The following is an 18,020-nucleotide window of genomic DNA, read 5'->3' as shown; positions in this document are numbered from 1 at the left end:
AGGGAGACAATCATGGAGAGGCTGAAATATCTGGTCGTTGGAATCCTCGCGCTGACCTTGGCTGGTTGCGGTCAAACGATCGTTGAAACGCTCAATGTGCCGCAGGCTCCTGGTTTCGATGCACCTGGCAAAGGAAGAACGGTTGTCATTCTCCCCTTCGCTGACTACTCGAATGCCGGCAACTTCGACTCCGCCTACAGGAGGAACATGGCGGTGGCGGAGGCACTGACCGACAGGTTCTCTGCCAACGGTTTTTCCATGCCTGTCCAAGAGGATGTCTTCCAGTATCTCGTTGATGAAGGCGTGATCAACATCGTTCCTTATGAAGAGACTCAGTCAGTCTCCCTGGTCAACGAATTATCCAACGAGTGGTCCGACACCATGAAGGCCGAGATCTCTCGCTATATATCCGGACAGAACACGACTAATGGCGTCAACGCCTCCAACAGCCCCGGAACCCATGCGTTGACAACCAATACTGTTGCCAAGATAGGCAGATCATTCAAGGCCGACTATATTGTCCGTGGCAGAATTCTGGAATACAAATCCCGGCAGGATCCGACGTGGGAACCATGGAAAAAAGGTATCCTGCCGTTCATCAATGGCGGCACAAGCAGGATCATGTTCGGTTTTGCCAGTTCCGATCTTTACGACCAGTGGAATCAGCAGATTACCGGCGCGGTATATGGCGCCAGCATTGGGCATGAAAGCGACTGGCCTTGGAATGACGATGACAGCGACACGATATTTGGCATGAGTGACGGGGAAAACGCCAATGCCATCCTCTGGGGTTCCATCGGTTCTGAAATCGGGAAACAGGCCTATCGGAGCGGAGATGTTCAGCAGGCGGTGGTGCAGTTGCGTATGTGGATACAGGAAGCTACCACTGGAAATGTCGTGTGGACAAACAGGGTCGATGTGAAGGTCACACCTGAATCTATCTTTGCCGACAACCAGTACGATTCGCTGTTCAACAAGGCCATTGAAAAAGGGGTGACGACCTTGGTCGATAATTTCGTCACCACCGGCTTGTAAAACAGCCTTTATTTCCGCATCAAAAGAGCCGCAGTCATTGAAGACTGCGGCTCTTTTTTTTACATTTCACTCTCTCTTTTTTTCTTCGCACTCTGAAAGAGACCCATGAAATTGATCGGCTCCATGAGGAACGGGGTGAAGCCGCCATCGATCGATACCTGGCTGACAATCTGCCTGGTAAACGGAAACAGCAACGTCGGACAATCGACCTTGAGAACCATCTCCAAGTGCTCTTCCGGTATATTTTTGAGAAGAAATACGGCGGCATGTTCGATTTCCAGAACAAACATCGCCTTTTCATCGTCCCGAGAAATCACCTTGGCGGTGATTTGCAGCGATACCTCCCAATGATCTTCATCGATCTTCCTGCTATTCATATTGAGATTGAGTTCCACCTTCGGTTCGGCCTTCTGTGGAGTGATGAAGACCTGCGGAGCAAAAGGGTTTTCAAAAGAAAGATCCTTGATATACATCTTCTGCATACGGAACTCTGGTCGCGGCCTGGCATCAGGGCTTCCATTGTTTTCAGCCATTGTGTACCTCGTCGGTTGTTGGTTGTCGGAACGCCTTCACATGTTCGATTTTTCCTGCCTGCCGCGGCATTAAACTGTAATTCCGTCGATCAGGCAAGTTTTTCAACATGGCGGACATCGTCACAGTATCTGTTTCAAAAATCTCCCGGTATGTGACACCGGGGTATCGGCGACAGACTCCGGTCTGCCGCAGGTGACAATCCTGCCACCGCCGGCCCCTCCTTCCGGCCCGACATCGATGATCCAGTCGGCCGTTTTGATGACATCGAGATTGTGCTCGATAACAATAACGGTATTTCCCTGGTCCACCAGTCGGTTCAACACGTTCAGGAGATGCTGAATATCGGCGGGATGCAGGCCGGTCGTCGGTTCGTCGAGGATATAGAGCGTCCTTCCGGTGCCGCGACTGGACAATTCCTTCGCCAGTTTCACCCGCTGGGCCTCACCTCCGGAAAGGGTCACCGATGACTGACCGAGAGTGATATAGGAGAGCCCGACATCATGGAGGGTCTGCAGGCGATTCTTGATGGCCGGAATATTTTTGAAAAATTCCAATGCCTCTTCCACCGTCATCGCCAGTATCTGGTGGATGTTTCTGCCACGGTACGCGATGTCGAGGGTTTCAAAATTATATCGCTTCCCCATGCATTTCTCACATAATACATAGACGTCCGGGAGAAAGTGCATGGCTATCCTGATCTCGCCATCTCCTTCGCAGGTCTCACATCTTCCGCCCTTGACATTGAAGCTGAAACGACTCGCGGTGTAGCCCCTTGCCCGGGACTCCGGCAGGCGGCTGAACAGTTCACGGATCGGGGTAAAAACCCCGGTATAGGTTGCCGGATTGGAGCGGGGTGTCCGGCCAATGGGGCTCTGGTCGATATCGACAATCTTATCGATAGAGTTCAGCCCGGAGAGGGTCGCTCCATCGAGTTCGACCGTGTCCTTCCTTCGCTCGAGCCCCTTTTTGGTCAGCCTGTACAACGTCTCGATAACCAGGGAACTTTTTCCGGACCCGGAAACACCGGTCACACATGTCAGCACACCTATAGGGAAGACGGCATCGATCGACTGGAGATTGTTCACCGAGGCATTTTTAACCTTCAACCCGGTATTTTTGTCAATCCGTACAGGGCGACGCTGGGGTGGAACGACGATCCTCCTCCTCCCGGAGAGATAGGCACCAGTTACTGACCGCTCCTCCTGGAGGAGACCGGAGACCGATCCATTGTAGACGACCTCGCCTCCGTGCACTCCTGCCCCTGGCCCCATATCAAGGACATGATCGGCGGCGAGAATCGTGTCCGTATCATGTTCAACGACGATGACGGTATTGCCGAGGTCCCGCAGTTCCTGCAGGGTATCGATCAATTTCCGGTTATCGCGCTGGTGGAGACCGATACTCGGCTCATCGAGTATGTACAGGACACCGGCCAGTCGCGAGCCGATCTGGGATGCCAGCCGTATGCGCTGGGCCTCTCCCCCCGATAATGTCCCTGCCCGTCGCTCCAATGAGAGATACCCGAGACCGACGTTGCCGAGAAAGGCGAGCCGGTCGACGATCTCCTTGAGAATCGGCTCACCGATCTTCCATTCCCGGCTCGCGAAAGGCAGCATCGGCAACTCTACAAGAAGCTGGGCAATCGACTGACAAACGAGGCCATGGATCGACCAGTTCCCGATTCGATACGCCAGCGCTTCGGCCCTCAGTCGTGTCCCCCGACAGGACGGGCAGAGCTGCTCATTCATATACTTCCCCAGTTCTTCCCTGATCATGTTCGACTGGGTTTCGAGAAACCTTCTGTCCAACTGGGGAATGACCCCCTCGAAACGGCGCTCATCCGTCGTTGTTCGTCGTTCGTTGCGGTATTGGAAGCGGATATCTTCCCTGCCCGAACCATACAGGATGATTTTTTGAACTTTGGCTGGCAGCTTGCCGAAAGGGATCTCAAGGGAAAAGCCATAATGATCGGCGACTGCAGCCAGGATCTGCCCGGTATAGGACGTGTCCTTTCTCCATCCCCATGGAGCGATCGCCCCTTCGACGATACTCTTGCTCTCGTCGGGTACCACCAGCGCTGCGTCGAAAAACTGTTTCACCCCCAGACCGCCGCACTCCGGGCATGCCCCCTGGGGGTTGTTGAACGAAAAGAGCTGCGTCGAAGGAGGCGGCAGGGAAATCGAACAGGTGTGACATGCCGCATGTTCGCTGAACAGTTGGTCCCGTCCCTGATCGACAAAGTGCACCAGCAGATATCCGCCCGCCAGTTTGACCGCCGTTTCCACCGAATCCGACAGGCGCCGGCGAATGGATTTCCTGATGACTATCCGATCGATAACGACTTCGATCGTATGTCGGCGATTCTTCTCCAGTTCAGGAGATTCAGCCACCTCAGCGATCGTGCCGTCGATGCGTACCCTGACAAAGCCCTCCTTGCGAACCCGCTCCAGTACCTGATCGTGACGGCCTTTCTTGTCCACAACAAGCGGAGCGAGCAACAGAATCTTGGTGCCTTCTTCGAGATCGAGGAGGATGTCGACCATATCCTCCACCGACTGGGCCACGATCTCATTGCCGCAATGCGGACAGTGAGGACGACTGCAACGGGCGAAGAGCAGCCGCAGATAGTCGTAGATCTCGGTTACCGTGCCGACGGTTGAGCGCGGGTTTTTGCTCGTCGTTTTCTGTTCGATCGAGACCGCAGGGGACAAACCCTCGAGGGCGTCGACATCAGGTTTGTCCATCTGCCCCAGAAATTGGCGGGCATAGGTCGATAGTGACTCCACATACCTTCTCTGTCCTTCGGCATAGAGGGTATCAAAGGCCAGGGTCGATTTACCTGATCCAGATAATCCAGTAAATACAACGAGTTGGTTTCGAGGCAAATCAACGCTGATATTCTTCAGATTATGCATCCGCGCGCCGCGGATGCTCAGTAGCTTCGGTTCCATCAAGGATCGTCGGGAAAGATGAAGAACTGCCTGAGGGGGGACCAGTTCAGAGGAGTGTACTGTGATCGACCTTTATACATCGATCCATGACAGTGAGAAGACCGTGTTGACGGGCATATGCGGCGGCTTCCCGGTTGACGATGCCGAGTTGCATCCATATCGCTCCGGCCCCGATCTTGATGGCCTCTTCGACAATCGGGTACACATCTTCAGATCGTCTGAAGATATCGACAATATCGATATGCTCCGGGATAGATACGAGATCTGGATAGCATTTCAGCCCCAGGATCTCGGTGTGTCCAGGGTTCACTGGAAAAAGGGAGTATCCGGCGCCGAGAAGATACCTGCCCACCATGTTGCTGGGCCGGTTTTCCTTGGGCGACAGACCGACGATGGCGATCGTCCGGGCCTGACGCAGAAGGTTGCCGATCTCCATATGGGGGTTGAGCTGAATCATGGCGGATCCTGTTCGAGAATTTGGGAAACAACCGGATATGAAAGGAGGAAAATGATTTACCAGTGAAATGGGCTATGGTAGCCTGTTGAATTATAATGGTGAGGCCATGGACAAAAGTCAAGAGAGCAATTATATACATTGCCACTATTGATCGTTTATCATCGGCTTGGCCGCCGACCGGAATCCGATTTTTTCAGCGGCACAGAATCAACGGGGAAACTCAATGAATTTCCAGGAGATTATCTTCAATCTCGGCACCTACTGGGCCGATCAGGGCTGCCTGATCCAGCAGCCATATGACATGGAGGTCGGTGCCGGCACTTTCCATCCGGCGACCCTGCTCCGCTCCCTCGGGCCCGAACCTTGGCGGGCCGCCTACCCCCAGCCATCCCGGCGGCCGACCGACGGACGGTATGGCGACAACCCCAACCGCCTGCAGCATTATTATCAATACCAGGTCGTTCTCAAACCGTCACCGCTCGAGGTCCAGGACCTGTATCTCGGCAGCCTGGAACGCTTCGGCCTGAGCCTGAAGGAGCATGACATCCGCTTTGTCGAGGATGACTGGGAGTCACCGACCCTTGGCGCCTCCGGACTTGGCTGGGAGGTCTGGCTCGACGGCATGGAAATTACCCAGTTCACCTACTTCCAGCAGGCCGGTTCGATTGACCTGCACCCGACCACCGTCGAGATCACCTATGGACTGGAACGCATCGCCATGTATCTGCAGGGGGTGGAAAGCGTATACGATATCGCCTGGAACGATTCGGTGACCTATGGTGAAATCTTCCATCAGGCGGAAATTGAATTTTCCACCTTCAATTTCGAAGAGGCCAATGTCGAACGATTGACTGCCTTTTTCGACATATACGAAGAAGAGGCCAAAAAGCTGGTGGACAAGAAACTCATCCTGCCAGCCTACGATTACTGCCTCAAATGCTCGCACACCTTCAATCTGCTTGATGCCCGCAACGCGATCAGCGTATCGGAGAGGACCAGATATATCGGCCGAATCAGGAATATTGCCAGGCGGGTCGCCGAGAGTTATGTCATTCAGCGGCAGGAGATGGGGCATCCACTTTTGAAGCAGGCGTAAATGTGGCGGAAGTGCATGGGAATCGAACCCACCTGAGAGGCTATTAACCCCACACACCGGATTTGAAGTCCGGGAGAGCCACCAGTGCCCTGTCCACTTCCGCATGTGCCGTTCAAAAGAGGAGGCTTACTATACTAATTAGAGTTGACCTTGAAAACAACTTTTTATTATACTGTCCTGTTTTGATGGTCGCAGACCACAAGCACGGAACTCTATCGCCGTACTGAATTCCTGAAACCCGAATCCTTTTCTCCACCCTTATTTTCAATTTCGACAATATCCAATATGCAGTGCGAACGACTTATAAAACTGGCGAAGTCATGGTATCTCAATGTCAGGGATGAAACCATGGCCCCAGCCCGCATGATTTCCTTTATCGAGCAGCACGTATCTCACTGCGAGGTCTGCCAGGCCGATCCGTTAATCCACGATGAGATTGTGAAGATTACCGAAATAATTCTCCCCGAGTCGAAAATCCCCAAGGCAATGCGCCTGAGCAGCGACGCTGAAGAGGAGGATGAGGAGTTAGACATCGAAGAAAATGATCTTCGCGAAGATACCGAAGAAGAGGACGAGGATCTCGAGGATATAGAAGATATCGATGAACTCGATGAGGAACCACTGCTCGACGACGATGAAGATGAGATCTGAATCTCTCTGAAGACGCAACTATCCCTGGTTCACCACATGCCCGGATGCACATTGGTCGCCCTTATTCCATCCGGTCAGCTTAGCCGTGATGAATTCCGTTATCCGATGCTGTGCCTCATTTCCTTTGCCTTCGACCCGAAGCGCTGGACCAAAGGCAAAGTGCACCTTCCGCAGAACATTTATCCTGCCTAAATCTTTTAGATATCTTCCATTCATCCACGCATCCGTCCTCAGGGCCAGCGGGACGATCGGCACGCCAGCCTTTTTAGCCAGTTTGACGCCTATCGAGGTCATTTCCGCCGGATCAAAGGCGGTGGTCCTGGTCGTCTGAGGGAAGACAATGATCGAAGTCCCCTCTTCGAGCCGTTTGGCGCCCTCCTCCAGGACAGTCTTTAAATCCTGGCGCGGATTGGTGCGGGTGACGGCGACCGGATTCCGGGATCGCATGACATGCCGAAAGACCGGATAGGTCAGCAGGCTTTCTTTGATGACGTAGGTAACCGGCTTCATCGGCTGGATCATCACCGGCATGACCAGCGTCTCCATCATGCTCATATGATTACCGATTATTACACAAGGGCCATCGAAGGCGCCGAATTCGGCCAGGCCGCTGATCTCTATCTGCACCCCAATCCGTTCCAGCAGTTCCAGGACATCCAGACTGCTTTTCGCCCACTCTTTGCCGTCATACCTGCCTGCTTTGGCCAACCTGCTTGCCTTGTAGATAATACGAAGAAGACGGCTGTAAAAGTAGACTGACGGCCAAATTTTCGCGATTCCTGGCGGATTCCTCTTCGTCATTGCCGTTGAATACGATGAATCGACCCTCAACACCTCGTTCATTTTCTTTTCCCCCCGAAAACCTGCTCGGCAGCATTCCCCGATCTTATATCCATTTCTTGTTCTTCAGATATATCAATTGGATTGCAAACACCATCAGAATGAGCAGACAGAACAGGGAAAACCCCCATCTGCCCGAGGCCCCGGGGATCCCCCCGAGGTTGACACCCAGCAACCCGGCCAGAAAACCAAGAGGCATGAAAATCGTCGCCACCAGGGACAACATGTACATCCGCTTGTTCATCTCCTCCGACAACTGACTGACCAACTCCTCATGCAGGACTACCGACCGATCGCGGATCGAATCGAGTTCCTCGACATAGCGGAACAGACGATCGGCGACCTCGCGCAGTCGCAACCGATCCGCATCCTGCAGCCAGCTTATTTTCAAGCCCTGAATGTACCCGAGGGCATCCCGTTGCGGGGCGAGATACTTACGCAATTCGATGATCTGACGTCGGAGATTGGACAGGAGCTGCCGCTGCCCGCGGCCATGATCCGTCATCATTTCCTCCTCGAGCTCATCGAAGATCTCCTCGAAATCCTCGACCACGTCACCGACCCTGTTCATCACGAATTCACACATCCGCGCCAGAAATTCACCGGGGGTGGCCGGCCCGTCTCCCGACTCGATCGCCTTCTGCATATCGTCGATCGAGGGAAGGAACCGTTGTCCCGTGCTGATGATGGCGTGTCCGTCAATCCACAGGCGGATGGCGACCATGTCTTCGGGATCGGCACCGGGATTGAGGTTGACACCACGCAGCCCCATCAACAGTCCGTCATGAAATGGTGTACTGCGCGGTCTGGAGTCTTCTGCAAGCAGGTTCTCGACGACCAGATAATCGAGCCCCCTGCGGTTTTTGAGCCATCGCTGAACATACGGATGACTGTAATCGAGATGAAGCCACAGAAATGTCCCTTCATCTGCCTGCCAACGTTCAATATCCGGCCAGCCGATGGCAGTTCCCCCGCCTTCGCCGTCGAGGATGAACGCCTTAACCAGTCCGCCCTGTTCCATATTTCCGTCCGTTCATGCAGTTGTCCTGATGTGGATATCACGCTGGGGAAAAGGAATTTCAATGCCATGCCGGCGAAAAGCCGCATCGATCAGGTAATTCATCTCGCTGCGCACGCGAACCCGGCTATCGATATTCTTGAGGTGACAGAGCAGATCGAAATTGAGCGAACTCTCGCCAAATTCCTGGAAGAAGACATCCGGCCGGGGCGAACTGCCATCAACGATCACCTCCCCATGGCCGCCTGCGATCTCGAGCAACAGACGCCGCACCAGCGCGGTATCCGAGCCGTAGGCCACACCCACCGACACCTTCAGCCGTCCGCGCGGATCGTTGAACATCATATTGGTGACCGGCGAGGAGATCAGTTCCGAGTTCGGGACGATGACATCGGCACGATCGAAGGTCTGGATGATGGTCGACCGGACGCTGATCTTCTTGACGTATCCTTCAGTGGAACCAGCGACGATCCAATCGCCGCGCTTGATCGGCCGTTCGAACAGCAGAATCAATCCGGACACGAAATTATTGACGATATTCTGCAGCCCAAAACCGATGCCAACCGACAAGGCCCCGGCGATCACCGCGAGTCCCGAGAAATTGACGCCGGCCACCGACAGACCGACGATGGCGGCAACAACATAGCACACATACCCGGTCACGGTGAGGAGGGCTTCACGGGTGCTTTCCGCAAGGGCGGCCTCCTGCTCCCATTTCTGGTCGAGGATTTTCTTGACCCACAGGGTCAGCGACCAGCCGACAATGAAGATGAAGATACCGAGTACGATACGGGCCGGGACGATGAGCAACTTACCGATTTCGAAGCCATTGACCAGAAACGCCACGATTGCCTGGGCATACACCCCCGCAAAGTCCCAGATCTCCACCAGCACCAGGAGGATCGATACCGCGAGGATGAACTTGAGAATCGCCCGCAACCATCCGATACCTCGCAGCAGTTCATCTTCATCTCCTTCATCGAGGCGTATGCCGAGCCGCTCGAACATCCGGTGCCGGTTGTCGAACACGATCGCGAAAAACGCCCGGGCGAGATCCAGCACCATTACTGCGGCGGCGAAAAGCACAAACGACCAGGCAAATCCGGACAGCAGATGGGAAGAAAACGCACGAAAGCCAAAAACCTCGAGATACAGCACCACCGCCGCCGCAACGAAAAGAAGAAACCGGAGCATCCGCCCTCTCGCCCGCAAGACCGGAATAAAGCAGGAAAGGGAGATGATCGTCAAGGCCATCAGGAAGGTGGTGCAGCAGACAACAACAAATCGCAAAAGAAGTGATACAGGCTCCGACACCAGGTCGAGGTCGGGCGCACCGAGCGTGAAAACGAGCAGAGCCGCACCGACGGCGGCCAATCTCACCAGCCATCGCTGTGGGACGCTCAAGATGCCGCCAAGGGTCGACTGTCCTGTGGATCGGCAGAGCGATTCCGCCAGGGCTGGCAGCAGCAAGGCAATCAGCAGAGAAAGAGAGAGCCACGGCAGAAATGAGGCCGCTTCGTCCCGCGGCAGCAGCAGCCACGAAGCACTGGTGACTCCGACCACGATCGCAAGCCCGAGACGGTACAACAGCGAATGCCGGTTGATCAGGGCCACGAGCAGGACGAGACTGCCGCCTCTGTCGCTGTCAAGGTAACGCTCAACCTTCACCGCCAGCATGGCGAACAGCCACAGCGCCAGGAAGGCGGACAGGACAAGGGCCACCACCTGGTGTTCGGTCACCGCCTGGATTCCCTGTCGGATTTTCGCCCAATCAGGCAGGAGCCGCTCGCCGGCGGAACGGCGAAGTTCCGTCACCAGGCTCCAGAGCGGCGCCTCCTTGCCAAGGACCCGGCTGCGCTGGCCTTCCTGCCGTTTCACCTCCAGCCTCTTTAATGCCTCCTTGCCGTTGATGGCCAGCAACCGGTATTCCGCCAGTTGCGCCTCCTTCAACTTGCGCATGCTGCCAAGCCCGGCACGTTCCTTGGCCAATCGGGCCGATTCACCCTCGACCTTATCCCCAAGGGCCTTCAGGGCTGCATCAATCCCTTCAACTTCTTTCTGCAAGACCTCCTGCTGCTTTTCTCCCTGACGAAGATGCCCGGCGATCTCGTTGCGCAACGATTCGTACTGCCCCGGGTCCACGGGCTTTTTCTCGATATTCCCGATGAGTTTCTTGACCTGCTGGTTCCCTTTGACTGGATCGTAATCGGTGCTGTCGGTCTGAACCGGTTCCGCCACGGCCATCACCGGGCATATCCACAGACCCACCAACAGGCTGATGAGGATGATAAAATTCGAATGTCTCATTGAATGCATTGATGGCTTCCGAAACGGAATTGACGGGAGCAAAGAGGTTAACAAGGTGGTTTTCTTAATAAAGATACAACAATATACCGGCATTGCAAAGCAGAAAGAGCAGCTGAAAGGCTTGAGTCGGTGTCCGACGGCACCAGCGAAGCCGCCATGGAGCGGAATTCATGACGGATTGCCACGTCAGTCTGATTGCTGCGAAGTCCTCATGCCCCCGGTGATCGCAAACCAGCCGCCCAAAAAAAAAGACCTGCTACGATTGTCTGTAGCAGGTCAATATATGAAAAAGCCGCAGTGGGCCAGAAAGGTAACCTCACCTGAACGGAACGCGACAACCGGCAAAAACTGCCGGCAGGCGACGCCGCGAGGCGCCAGGATCGGTTCATTAGCACAGTTCATTTATTTATGCAAGATAAAAATTCAATATTCACGTTTGCTCGAACCAATGCCGGATCATCCTCCCCGCGTCAGGAGAGCTATGCAGAGTACCCGGATGATCGAAGCCCATAAGATCGGAGCCGAACGGCTCACAACGAACGGAAAACCCGATGATGGCAGTGCGGCCTCGATCGGCTTCACCGTGTTTTTTCCCCCGAAATTCACCCTGAAGCCGTATTCGGCCGAGCTGCAAGAGCTCGGCGGGCATCGATGCCTCCCCCCTGGTCGGAGAGAAGGACGCAACATAGAATTCGGCAGGGGTTACGGTTCAACACACGGGCCGCCGCAGCGACAGCAGCAGCTCTTCAAGTTTGTCCCGGGGACGTGATTTCCGTTGCGATGATGGTGAATTCATCCCCGCCGACGCGGGAGATGAGCGAGGTCGCTTCATCTCTGGCGGTGCGGGCGACAATGTCGGAGTGCCGCAGGATACCCTGCAGCCGCTCGGCAACCGTGATCAGCGCCTTGTCGCCGCTGGGATGACCGAGGGTGTCGTTGATCCGTTTGAAATGATCGAGATCGATGAACAGGACCGCGATCATCTTTCCGCTCCGCTGCGCATGCGGCAGCCTTTTCAGCCAGTACTCCCGCAGCAGCGAACGGTTGGCGAGACCGGTGAGATGATCGTAGAAGGCCAGGTAATGGATCCTCTCCTCCGCCTGTTTCATCTCGGTGATATCCTGCACCGTACCAACGGCCAGCCGCTGCTGACCGCCGCCGACGACCTCTCCCTGGTTGAGAATCACCCGTTCGCAGCCATTCCCCAGGATAACACGATATTCAACCCTGAACGGCAGTCCCGCCTGGCAGGCATCGTCGATCGTTTTTCTTGCCAGCATCCTGTCGTCCTTGACGATATTGGCAAAAAAGGATTCATACTCACAGGGTTGATTCAGACCGAGCATCTCCGGCGTATGGCAGGTCAGCTGGAAATCGTCGTTGTCCAGATGTCTCTGCCAGTGCCCGAGACGGGCAACTTCCCGGGCCTTGAACAGACGATCCTGGCTGATCTTCAATTCATTGAGGATAGCCCCGGACCGCAGCCAGTAACGGATCCGGTACCCGAGAATCAGCATATCGATCGGTTTGCAGATGAAATCGGTGGCTCCGGCATCGAAGGCCCGGGTAATGGTTTCGGCATCTTCCAGAGCCGTGATCATCACCACCGGCGTGTGCGCGCCTCCCGCCAGACCGCGGATCGCCGGGCAGGTCATGAACCCGTCCATCTCCGGCATGATGACATCGAGCAGGACCAGATCCGGTCGGTTTGCTGAAAAACATGCAATCGCCTCCTCGCCATTGGCGACATCAACAACCATAAAGCCACTATTTTCAAGGGTAAACCTCACCTGCAGACGGAAGGCATAATCATCGTCGATCACCATGATGACTGGCTTCCTGACTGACGGCTGGATTTCGATGCTCTCGGGAATCGCCATATCGTCGTTCACATGTGATTGATTCAAAAAATAACTCCCGACCAGCGGAGACAATTCCGGGAGTCGGGCTCATGAGTCCCGACAACCAGGCTACCTCGTCTGTATACCATCTCCGCCCTCGTCAAGCAATCCGCCCAGCCTGTTCCGCAAGGCTGCCAGCAGCCTCCCGCAGTCGGCCTGTTCGCCTGCCCTGATACCGCAATACATATCATCGGCCAGATTCGCCAGGCTGTTGATGCCGCACTGCAGCAATGTGCCCTTGAGGGTATGCGCCGCAACGCCGAGGGCCGGATAGTCCCTGTCCCGCAACGCCTCTTCCGCCTTTGCCAGATTACCGGTGATACTCATGCGGACGGTGGCGAGCAGGCGCTGACTCTGCTCCATCGTCAGATTGGTACCGGCCCGAAAAAAGGCCGCCACCTGTTCCGGCGAAATTTCCTGATCGACCTCAGATACCGGGCAGGGAGCCAGCCCCTCCGTCCGCCCATCGCTCATGCCATCGCCGAAGGCAGGGTCCTTGGCCGCCAGCGCTGCGAACACCTGGTTGAGTTGCGCAAGTTGAAACGGCTTGGTCATATAGCCGTCCATGCCGGCGTCAAGGCGCATCTCCCGGTCCCCTGCCATGGCATGGGCGGTCATCGCGACAATCGGAATATGCCCTGAGGCCAGCTTCGCGCCGAGTTCCGCGACAAGTTCCTCGGGCAGATCCTCGCTCGCCGGTCGGCCCTCCTCCAGATCACGGATTATTGCCGTTGTGGTCAGACCATCCATCAACGGCATCTGCACGTCCATCATGATGACATCAAATTCGGCCCGGCACAGGGTCTGCAGCGCTTCGATCCCGTTGCCGGCGGTGTCGACATGATGGTCCCCGGCCAGCAGCATCCGGGCCAGATCACGATTCACCTCATTGTCGTCGACAACCAGAATGCGGAGGTTTCGCACCTCGATACCGGAAGTGCCGCCGGCGGCGGCACAGGATTGGGACGGGGCGGTGGAACAGGGCTGAAGGTGGAGGATAAAGTGAAAGGTGCTGCCGGAATCGGGGACGCTGTCCACCCACATGCCGCCCCCCATCAGATGAGTCAGTTGCCGGCAGATCGACAGTCCCAGACCGGTTCCGCCGTACTGTCTCGTATAGGAGCTGTCCACCTGTTCAAAACTGTTGAATATCTGCCGCAGTTTCTCAGCAACGATGCCGATACCGGTATCGGCGACGCTGAAATGCAGGGCGAGCATGTCGTCCTCTCTCTGCTCACTCACCGGCCTGACATCGATGATCACCGTCCCCCGGAAAGTGAACTTGATTGCATTGCCGACCAGATTGAGGAGGATCTGGTAGATACGGAGGTCGTCGCCGCTGAATTCAACCGGCAGATCCGGATCTATGACCACCTGAAGGTCGAGCCCCTTTTCCGCCGCCGGCACGCTCATAATGGAGACGATTTTCTGAAGGAGTTCGGGGAGATTGAAATGTCGGTTGTCGATCTGCAGCTGACTGGCCTCGATCTTGGAGAAATCGAGAATATCATTGAGAATACCGAGCAGGCTTTCAGCCGAGATCTTTACTGTCCCAAGGAAACGATGCACCTGTTCCTGATCCCGGGATTCCATGGCCAGACGAGATGGGTCATGCCGATAATCGCATTCATCGGGGTGCGGATCTCATGGCTCATGTTGGCGAGGAATTGACTCTTCGCCCGGTTGGCCGCTTCAGCCTTCTCCTTGGCATCCTGCAGATCGATGGTCCGCGCCTCGAGTTCCCTGGTGCGGTTCTCGACCTGCTCCTCGAGATAGGCATCGCGCTTCTCGATCTGATCGATCATGACGTTGAATCCGGAGGCGAGCATCGCCAATTCGTCATCGCCTTCCACCCGGGCTCGGACGTGATAATTGCGCTCCAGAGATATCTTCTGCGTTACTTCGGAGAGAATCCTGATCGGCTCAACGATGATCGGCAGCAAACGGGAGGACAGGGCCATCGCCAGAAGCAGGCCAAACAGCAGAACGCCACCCATTATTAGCGCTATCGTTATGATTTTATTGTTCATTTCCATCAGATCGATCTCGATCGACAACCGCCCGATCCGTTCATTATCGAGGATTATGGGTTGACTGAGTTCGGCGTGATCCGAATGAAATTGCAGCCCTGAGAAGGGGAGATCGGCTATTTTGTGTTTACCGAAGGTATCGGTTATTCCCGCCCGTCGGTATTCCGCATACAGCATGTCGTTTCTGCCGTATATGCGCCCTACGGTAACCGCCTCCTTGGCAACCAGTGAATGCAGGATGGTCTGCAGCGCGTTTGTGTCCTCAAATACCACTCCGGCTCGGCTGTTTTCGGTGATGACGTCGGCCAAGGTCTGGAGTTCATCACGAAGCTGCTTGTGGATAAAATGCCGCTGGATGACACACGAGGCAGAAGTCGCCAGGGTCACTGCAAGGGCGGATGCCAGCAGGACGATGAAGTACAGCTTGAAGCGGATGGGAAGCGAGGAAAACCGGTGGTTCATGCCATTCGCCTCATCGGATGGATGCGGCCAGGTCGAGCAGAGATGAATTGGCCCGTATCCCCTGCTGCTTCAGGATGGTATTATTGATGATGAAGGTGAGACGCTCCTGCTTCTGGACAAACTCTATCGCCCCTTTCATGTCGGCAAAGCCGGGGATGTCGCTGACTGTGACCACCGCTCCCCGGCTGAAGGCCGGCATCAGACGGCGAAGATTCGGTGTTTCGGACCTGCTGACATAAAGAAGATGACATTGCTCGATGTGATCGATGGAATCTATGAACACCACCCGGCTATCGCGTCCGCCGATCTTTTTCGTTTCTACTCCATCCAGGGCCATGCCGAAAGGGTTGTCTCCAAAGACACGGAAGGTGAACTCCGGCCTTTCCGGCGGAAAAGACCGGTCGGGCCAGATGATGAATCGGGCGAAGTTCACCAGAAAGGCCGCCTTGAGCTGATATTCCTGGTTTGGAGGTTCAGCCCGAAGGAGTCCGGCGCTGCCGGCCAGAATCAGCAGAAAGAGCAGAAGATTTCGTCTCTTGTTGAGGAGCACCGTTATTCTGTCCGGTTAAAGGTTCCACGTCACCTTGCAATAGACACTTCGCTCAATTTCGGTGGCCGGGGTGATCAGTTCGGCGATGTATTCCAGCTGGCTGCTGTTCAATAGATTCCGGCCGTCCGGCATGATCTCCAGATTTTTACGCGGTTTCCACACCAGATTGGCATCGAAGAGGAAATAGGACGGCACCGGGATCATTCTCCTGGCATAAAAATCTTCGCTGCTGCGGGCGAGTACCTCATCCACATACCGCAGCCAGCCGTTCAGCTGCCAATCCTCGGCAAGGTCGATCGCCGAACGGAGCGAGGCCTGATGGCTGGGATGATTGATCGAGGATATATTCGGAGTGGACTGCTGCCCCTGGTAATCCGGGGTTTCCGACAAGTCGAGTTCCTGCCAGGTGTAGGTGCCGATCAGCGACAGCCACGAATTGACTTGCCAGTTGACCGAAAGCTCGACGCCCTTCCCCGTGCCCTCGACAACGTTATCGAACATTTGATCATAGCTGTAAGGATTGCCGGTCGGCACGGTGGTGTATATTTCATCGTAGTCATTATAGTAGATCGCCGCATCGACGGAGAAATTGCTGTCGACCTACCAGCGATACCCCGTTTCATAGGCAATGAGGACTTCCGAGTCAAATTCGGGGTTGCTCACCAGCGATGCCGTTCCCGTGCCGGATGACGTCGGGAAGGCGGCGACCAGGACGGAACCGGTCCTTTCGATCATCGTCGGCGTGCGGACGGCGCGGCCGAGGCGGCCCACACTGAATGATCCACCCCGGGTTTCCACAGCATCCGGGCGCTGGGCTGCCATTCATCGCCGGTGAAGTCGTTATGCTCGAACTTGCTGCCGACGGTCAGCCACAGACGGTCGCGAAGGAGATTGATTTCGTCCTGCAGGAAGGCACTGTACAGTTCGCTGCTCTGGTCCGGTATCCACACCTGAAAGGTTCGTTCGAATTCGCCGTCGACATGGCGGAATCCAGTGCCCAGGGTCAGGTTGTTCCTGTCGCCGACCGCGGTCTCGAACTGCAGATCAAAATCGAGGGTAGTGAAATCCTGTGCATAATAGGACTCGGTCCGGTTGTTCTCATCGAAATAGGACTTGAAGGTCGGCACATCGCCGCCATCGAACCGGTGCCGCCAACTGCCGGTGAGATTGCCGCCGCTGGCGGTATAATCGCCGTGATCGATGGTGAGGTAGGGTGGGCCGTCAAGCCAGAAGGGGGATACGATCTGGTCGCCGTCGTTATCGAACACGTCTCCCTGAAAAGTCCACTCGTTCTGCGAGCCGACGATACCGTCGGTCCGGAACCCGGCCTGGAGGGTGTCCCAGCTGTCATAGGCGTCCTCGCCGCTGCCGGCCAGGACGTTGCTTCCCCGGTCATTGCCGGTGACATAGAGCCGGCCGAAGGCGGATTCACCGATGGTGCCGCCGTAGCGGGCTCCGGCCGTCACCTTCTCTTCATTGCCGAAACCGGTCCGGACCAAGGACCCCAGGGTCTCCTGACTTTTTCTGGTGATGATGTTGATAACGCCGTTCACCGCATTGGCCCCCCACAGGGTGCCGCCTGGTCCCCGGATCACCTCGATCCGGTCGATATCCTCGAGCATGGTGTTCTGCATATCCCAGAACGTGCCGCTGTAGGCCGGGATGTAAACCGAGCGGCCGTCGATCAGCACCAGCAGCTTATTGGAGGTGTAGCCGCCAAAGCCACGGGCGGCGATCGACCACTTGCTGGCGCTGATCCTTGCCACCTGGAGCCCCGGGGCCATGGCCAGGGCCTCGGGAATCGAAGTAACCCCGGAGCGGCGGATATCCTCCTGGCTGATCACGAATACCGCCGCCGCGGTATCGGCGAGGGTCTGCGGTTTTTTCGCTACCGAGGTCACGGTAATCTGCATCAGCTGGGCCAGACCCATGTCCAGATACCTGTTGTCCCCGTCGGCAGCGGTCGACGGCGCGGGGTTGATAACCTGCAGCGCCAGCACGGCCTGGGCGGAAAGTATGAGTATATGGTTCCGGATTGAATTACCGGAAAACGCGAAGGTGCGATTCATTGCAGGAAACCCAAAATGGCATCGGAAAACTTGAATACATTAAATATTTCCAGCCAATCGGCTACTAACGTACGTATCGCCTGACTGTCAAACGCCCATTGTCAGTATCAGGAGAATTC

Annotated in this window: 16 protein-coding genes, 1 tRNA gene and 1 pseudogene; 4 read left to right on the top strand and 14 right to left on the bottom strand. The window is 55.7% G+C overall.

Features of this window, described 5'->3' with window-relative positions:
• Positions 1–12: 12 nt before the first annotated feature.
• Positions 13–1,035 (top strand): hypothetical protein, encoded by a 1,023-nt coding sequence (locus ACWGKN_RS03090; protein ID WP_035229436.1) that lies wholly within the window; start codon positions 13–15, stop codon positions 1,033–1,035.
• Between the two features lie 59 nt (positions 1,036–1,094).
• Here ACWGKN_RS03090 and secB read toward each other — a convergent pair whose 3' ends face one another.
• From secB to ACWGKN_RS03075, 3 genes are all read right to left on the bottom strand, one after another.
• The gene (gene secB / locus ACWGKN_RS03085) at positions 1,095–1,568 is read right to left on the bottom strand and encodes a protein-export chaperone SecB (RefSeq protein ID WP_035229433.1); all 474 of its coding nucleotides are present in this window, start codon (positions 1,566–1,568) and stop codon (positions 1,095–1,097) included.
• 120 nt (positions 1,569–1,688) lie between these two features.
• Positions 1,689–4,520, bottom strand: a complete 2,832-nt coding sequence (gene uvrA, locus ACWGKN_RS03080; RefSeq protein WP_452094662.1) for an excinuclease ABC subunit UvrA — start codon at positions 4,518–4,520, stop codon at positions 1,689–1,691.
• Positions 4,521–4,566: 46 nt separating this feature from the next.
• Positions 4,567–4,977 (bottom strand): CoA-binding protein, encoded by a 411-nt coding sequence (locus tag ACWGKN_RS03075; protein WP_052159936.1) that lies wholly within the window; start codon positions 4,975–4,977, stop codon positions 4,567–4,569.
• 223 nt (positions 4,978–5,200) lie between these two features.
• On the opposite strand from ACWGKN_RS03075, the gene ACWGKN_RS03070 reads away from it, so the two are divergent.
• The gene (locus tag ACWGKN_RS03070; RefSeq protein ID WP_035229428.1) at positions 5,201–6,073 is read left to right on the top strand and encodes a glycine--tRNA ligase subunit alpha; all 873 of its coding nucleotides are present in this window, start codon (positions 5,201–5,203) and stop codon (positions 6,071–6,073) included.
• Positions 6,074–6,076: 3 nt separating this feature from the next.
• Here the strand turns inward: ACWGKN_RS03070 and ACWGKN_RS03065 are convergent.
• Positions 6,077–6,174: transfer RNA gene (locus tag ACWGKN_RS03065), tRNA-Sec, on the bottom strand.
• A gap of 247 nt (positions 6,175–6,421) precedes the next feature.
• Between ACWGKN_RS03065 and ACWGKN_RS03060 the strand changes: the two genes are divergently transcribed.
• The gene (locus ACWGKN_RS03060; RefSeq protein ID WP_424253273.1) at positions 6,422–6,724 is read left to right on the top strand and encodes a hypothetical protein; all 303 of its coding nucleotides are present in this window, start codon (positions 6,422–6,424) and stop codon (positions 6,722–6,724) included.
• 18 nt (positions 6,725–6,742) lie between these two features.
• On the opposite strand, the gene ACWGKN_RS03055 is transcribed toward ACWGKN_RS03060, so the two are convergent.
• The 3 genes from ACWGKN_RS03055 to ACWGKN_RS03045 are packed head-to-tail and all read right to left on the bottom strand — an operon-like array spanning position 6,743 to position 10,898.
• Entirely contained in the window at positions 6,743–7,567 is an 825-nt protein-coding gene (locus ACWGKN_RS03055; RefSeq protein ID WP_052159935.1) for a lysophospholipid acyltransferase family protein, read from the bottom strand.
• Between the two features lie 43 nt (positions 7,568–7,610).
• Entirely contained in the window at positions 7,611–8,585 is a 975-nt protein-coding gene (locus tag ACWGKN_RS03050; protein WP_035229422.1) for a zinc transporter ZntB, read from the bottom strand.
• A gap of 12 nt (positions 8,586–8,597) precedes the next feature.
• A complete protein-coding gene (locus ACWGKN_RS03045; protein ID WP_452094661.1) occupies positions 8,598–10,898 on the bottom strand; it encodes a mechanosensitive ion channel domain-containing protein in 2,301 nt (766 codons plus the stop codon).
• On the opposite strand from ACWGKN_RS03045, the gene ACWGKN_RS03040 reads away from it, so the two are divergent.
• Positions 10,867–11,658: a hypothetical protein gene (locus ACWGKN_RS03040; RefSeq protein ID WP_424253278.1), complete on the top strand. Its 792-nt coding sequence runs from the start codon at positions 10,867–10,869 to the stop codon at positions 11,656–11,658. The genes ACWGKN_RS03045 and ACWGKN_RS03040 overlap by 32 nt on opposite strands.
• Here the strand turns inward: ACWGKN_RS03040 and ACWGKN_RS03035 are convergent.
• The 7 genes and pseudogenes from ACWGKN_RS03035 to ACWGKN_RS03005 all read right to left on the bottom strand — a co-directional run bounded on the left by ACWGKN_RS03035 (position 11,636) and on the right by ACWGKN_RS03005 (position 17,901).
• A complete protein-coding gene (locus ACWGKN_RS03035; RefSeq protein ID WP_424253280.1) occupies positions 11,636–12,796 on the bottom strand; it encodes a diguanylate cyclase domain-containing protein in 1,161 nt (386 codons plus the stop codon). The two genes, ACWGKN_RS03040 and ACWGKN_RS03035, sit on opposite strands and share 23 nt — an antisense overlap.
• Before the next feature lie 63 nt (positions 12,797–12,859).
• The gene (locus ACWGKN_RS03030; RefSeq protein ID WP_452094660.1) at positions 12,860–14,359 is read right to left on the bottom strand and encodes an ATP-binding protein; all 1,500 of its coding nucleotides are present in this window, start codon (positions 14,357–14,359) and stop codon (positions 12,860–12,862) included.
• Positions 14,335–15,282, bottom strand: coding sequence for a CHASE sensor domain-containing protein (locus tag ACWGKN_RS03025; protein WP_052159932.1), 948 nt, complete (start codon positions 15,280–15,282; stop codon positions 14,335–14,337). Before ACWGKN_RS03025 ends, ACWGKN_RS03030 begins: the two co-directional genes overlap by 25 nt.
• Before the next feature lie 10 nt (positions 15,283–15,292).
• Positions 15,293–15,832 (bottom strand): YfiR family protein, encoded by a 540-nt coding sequence (locus ACWGKN_RS03020; protein WP_035229413.1) that lies wholly within the window; start codon positions 15,830–15,832, stop codon positions 15,293–15,295.
• 15 nt (positions 15,833–15,847) lie between these two features.
• A pseudogene (locus ACWGKN_RS03015) lies at positions 15,848–16,414 on the bottom strand (TonB-dependent receptor domain-containing protein); the annotation flags it as partial.
• Between the two features lie 18 nt (positions 16,415–16,432).
• On the bottom strand, positions 16,433–16,567 hold the full coding sequence (locus tag ACWGKN_RS03010; RefSeq protein ID WP_424253285.1) for a hypothetical protein: 135 nt from the start codon (positions 16,565–16,567) through the stop codon (positions 16,433–16,435).
• On the bottom strand, positions 16,564–17,901 hold the full coding sequence (locus ACWGKN_RS03005) for a TonB-dependent receptor plug domain-containing protein (RefSeq protein ID WP_052159930.1): 1,338 nt from the start codon (positions 17,899–17,901) through the stop codon (positions 16,564–16,566). The genes ACWGKN_RS03010 and ACWGKN_RS03005 overlap by 4 nt, the downstream gene beginning before the upstream one ends.
• Positions 17,902–18,020: the final 119 nt, after the last annotated feature.

This window comes from Desulfoprunum sp. (assembly GCF_053613775.1).
The sequence above is the reverse complement of the archived record's forward strand: the minus strand, read 5'-3'. Positions and strand labels throughout refer to the sequence as shown.

Bases quoted from the DNA above. Each gene is read 5' to 3' on its own strand.
- ACWGKN_RS03090 (WP_035229436.1), top strand. From the start codon at position 13: ATGGAGAGGCTGAAATATCTGGTCGTTGGAATCCTCGCGCTGACCTTG.
- secB (WP_035229433.1), bottom strand. From the start codon at position 1,568: ATGGCTGAAAACAATGGAAGCCCTGATGCCAGGCCGCGACCAGAGTTC.
- uvrA (WP_452094662.1), bottom strand. From the start codon at position 4,520: ATGGAACCGAAGCTACTGAGCATCCGCGGCGCGCGGATGCATAATCTG.
- ACWGKN_RS03075 (WP_052159936.1), bottom strand. From the start codon at position 4,977: ATGATTCAGCTCAACCCCCATATGGAGATCGGCAACCTTCTGCGTCAG.
- ACWGKN_RS03070 (WP_035229428.1), top strand. From the start codon at position 5,201: ATGAATTTCCAGGAGATTATCTTCAATCTCGGCACCTACTGGGCCGAT.
- ACWGKN_RS03060 (WP_424253273.1), top strand. From the start codon at position 6,422: ATGGCCCCAGCCCGCATGATTTCCTTTATCGAGCAGCACGTATCTCAC.
- ACWGKN_RS03055 (WP_052159935.1), bottom strand. From the start codon at position 7,567: ATGAACGAGGTGTTGAGGGTCGATTCATCGTATTCAACGGCAATGACG.
- ACWGKN_RS03050 (WP_035229422.1), bottom strand. From the start codon at position 8,585: ATGGAACAGGGCGGACTGGTTAAGGCGTTCATCCTCGACGGCGAAGGC.
- ACWGKN_RS03040 (WP_424253278.1), top strand. From the start codon at position 10,867: ATGATAAAATTCGAATGTCTCATTGAATGCATTGATGGCTTCCGAAAC.
- ACWGKN_RS03045 (WP_452094661.1), bottom strand. From the start codon at position 10,898: ATGCATTCAATGAGACATTCGAATTTTATCATCCTCATCAGCCTGTTG.
- ACWGKN_RS03025 (WP_052159932.1), bottom strand. From the start codon at position 15,282: ATGAACCACCGGTTTTCCTCGCTTCCCATCCGCTTCAAGCTGTACTTC.
- ACWGKN_RS03010 (WP_424253285.1), bottom strand. From the start codon at position 16,567: ATGATCGAAAGGACCGGTTCCGTCCTGGTCGCCGCCTTCCCGACGTCA.
- ACWGKN_RS03005 (WP_052159930.1), bottom strand. From the start codon at position 17,901: ATGAATCGCACCTTCGCGTTTTCCGGTAATTCAATCCGGAACCATATA.